The sequence below is a fragment of the Sphingomonas sp. FUKUSWIS1 genome (genome assembly GCF_000733135.1).
Taxonomy (GTDB): Bacteria; Pseudomonadota; Alphaproteobacteria; order Sphingomonadales; family Sphingomonadaceae; genus Sphingomonas; species Sphingomonas aerolata.
Genome location: NZ_JPJC01000050.1, coordinates 1 through 2,756 on the forward strand (window position 1 = coordinate 1; position 2,756 = coordinate 2,756).

Sequence of the window (2,756 nt, forward strand, 5' to 3'; positions counted from 1 at the left end):
TGCTCCGCGAGACCGGGCTCGACGCTGATGAACTGGCGACGATGATCGATCACAATTCGGGAATGGCGAGCACATAGCCTACGAACACCCCATATTGACGCCGTCGGGAAAACCCCGTCCGGCGATCGCGGGCTGGCGCCATGCGCCTGTCCCCTCGTTCTCGGGCATCGCCGGGTCCGGGGCCCTATCCCCGCGACTCGGTCGATGCGATTTCCACTGACCCGTTTCCCACCTACACGCTTCTCAGCCGCTCATCAGCACGCCGCGGAACAGCGGGTCCTCGAGCGCGCGACCGGTGCCCAGCGCGACGCAGGTCAGCGGGTCCTCGGCGACCGTCACCGGCAGGCCGGTCTCGTCGCGCAGCACCTCGTCCAGCCCCTGCAGCAGCGCGCCGCCGCCGGTCAGGACGATGCCCTGGTCGACGATGTCCGCGGCCAGCTCGGGCGCGGTGTTCTCCAGTGCGACGCGAACGCCCTCGACGATCGTCGCGACGGGCTCGCTCAGCGCCTCGGCGATCTGGCCCTGGTTGATCTGGATTTCCTTGGGCACGCCGTTGACCAGGTCGCGGCCCTTGATGTGGATGATCGTGCCGATGCCGTCGACCGGCGGCTTGGCGATGCCGACCTCCTGCTTGATCCGCTCGGCGGTCGCTTCGCCGATCAGCAGATTGTGGTTGCGGCGGACATAGCTGACGATCGCCTCGTCCATCTTGTCGCCGCCGACGCGGACCGACGTCGTATAGGCCAGACCGCGCAGGCTCAGCACCGCGACCTCGGTCGTGCCGCCGCCGATGTCGACGACCATGCTGCCGATCGGCTCGGTCACGGGCATGTCGGCGCCGATCGCGGCCGCCATCGGCTCCTCGATCAGCCACACCGTGCTCGCGCCCGCGTTCGACGCGGCGTCGCGGATCGCGCGGCGCTCGACCTTGGTCGACCCCGACGGCACGCAGATCACGATTTCGGGCCAGCGGGCGAAGCGGCGCGGGCCGTGCACCTTCTGGATGAAATATTTGATCATCTGCTCGGCGACGTCGATGTCCGCGATCACGCCGTCGCGCAGCGGGCGGATCGCCTCGATGTTGCCCGGGGTCTTGCCCATCATCAGCTTCGCGTCGTCACCGACCGCCTTGACGCGCTTGATGCCGTTGATCGTCTCGACCGCGACCACCGACGGCTCGTTCAGGACGATGCCGCGGCCACGGACATAGACAACCGTGTTCGCGGTGCCGAGGTCGATCGCCATGTCGTGCGACATGAACTTGAAGAAACGCGAGTAGAAGGCCATTCAATCAGGGTCCCGTAATCCTGGCCGCCGGACGGGCGGCATTTCGCACATCATCTCGCGGGCCCCGCCGGTGTTTTCGAGCACCGGGTGCCTAATAAGTGGGCGTTTGCGGGTCGCGGGATGCCGTCGCTTGGTCTAGACGCAAACCCATGTCAATACGGCGTCTCCCCGAGCATCTCGTCAATCGTATCGCCGCCGGTGAAGTGGTGGAAAGACCCGCCAGCGCGTTGAAGGAGTTAGTCGAGAACGCCATCGACGCAGGCGCCGGGCGCATCGCGATTCTCCTCGTCGAAGGCGGCACATCGCGCATCGAAGTCGCCGACGACGGATGCGGCATGACGCCCGCCGACATGATGCTCGCGCTCGAACGGCACGCAACCTCGAAGATGCCCGACGAGATCATCGAATCGGTCGTGACGCTCGGCTTTCGCGGCGAGGCGCTGCCCTCGATCGCCAGCGTCGCGCGGCTGACGATCGAGAGCCGGGTGAGGGGGGCCGAGGGCTGGTCGCGGATCGTCGACAATGGCCGCGTCGAGCGCGAGGGGCCCGCCGCGCTGCCCCCCGGCACGCGCGTCGTCGTCGAGGATCTGTTCGCGCGCGTTCCCGCCCGCCGCAAGTTCCTCCGCTCGCCGCGCGCCGAATATGCCGCCTGTCTCGACGTCGTCCGCCGGCTGGCGATGGCGCGTCCCGATATCGGCTTCACGATCGAGCATGACGGCCGCCGCACGCTGGCGGCGACGCAGGTCGAGGACCGGCCGGGCCGGGTCGCGACGCTCACCGATCGCTCGCTCGCCGACAATGCGGTCACGATCGATCTCGAACGGCCGGTCGACTCGGGCATGCTCGTGCTCGGCGGGGTCGCGAGTCTCCCCACTTACAATCGCGGCATCGCCGATCACCAGTATCTGTTCGTCAACGGCCGGCCGGTGAAGGACCGGCTGCTGATGGGCGCGATCCGCGGCGCCTATGCCGAGATGCTCCCGCGCGACCGGCACGCGGTCGTGGCGCTGTTCCTCGACGTCCCCACCGACCAGGTCGACGTCAACGTCCACCCCGCCAAGACCGAGGTCCGCTTCCGCGACCCGGCAATGGTTCGCGGCCTCATCGTCTCGGGCCTCCGCCGCGCGCTCGACGCCGCCGGCCACCGCAGCCAGCGCGCCAGCGACTCCGCGCTCGCCATGTGGCAGCCAGAAACCTCCTCTCCCCCCGGGGGAGAGGAAGGGGCCCGCCCGCAAAGCGGGTGGGAAGGTGAGGGCACGCCCCAAAGGCTACCCCTGGAATCCCGCAGCTACGCCAGCGTCAGCGACGCCCGCCCGACCTTCTTCGCCGCCCCCCCGCAGGCAAGAGCCGAATCCGCCTGGACGCCGCCGCCGCAAACCTCCTCCTTCCCGATGGGCGTCGCCGCGGCCAGGTCGCCAAGACCTATATCGTCGCCGAGGCGGAGGACGGTCTCGTCCTCGTCGATCAGC

Annotated in this window: 1 protein-coding gene and 1 pseudogene; one reads left to right on the forward strand and one right to left on the reverse strand. The window is 68.7% G+C overall.

Translation table 11 applies throughout. The features are described from left to right. Nucleotides 1-243: 243 nt before the first annotated feature. Nucleotides 244-1,287 (reverse strand): rod shape-determining protein, encoded by a 1,044-nt coding sequence (locus tag sphsw_RS04300; RefSeq protein ID WP_031439534.1) that lies wholly within the window; start codon nt 1,285-1,287, stop codon nt 244-246. A 149-nt stretch (nt 1,288-1,436) separates the two neighbouring features. Here sphsw_RS04300 and mutL point away from each other — a divergent pair. Then, nucleotides 1,437-2,756: pseudogene (gene mutL / locus sphsw_RS04305) on the forward strand (DNA mismatch repair endonuclease MutL); the annotation flags it as partial.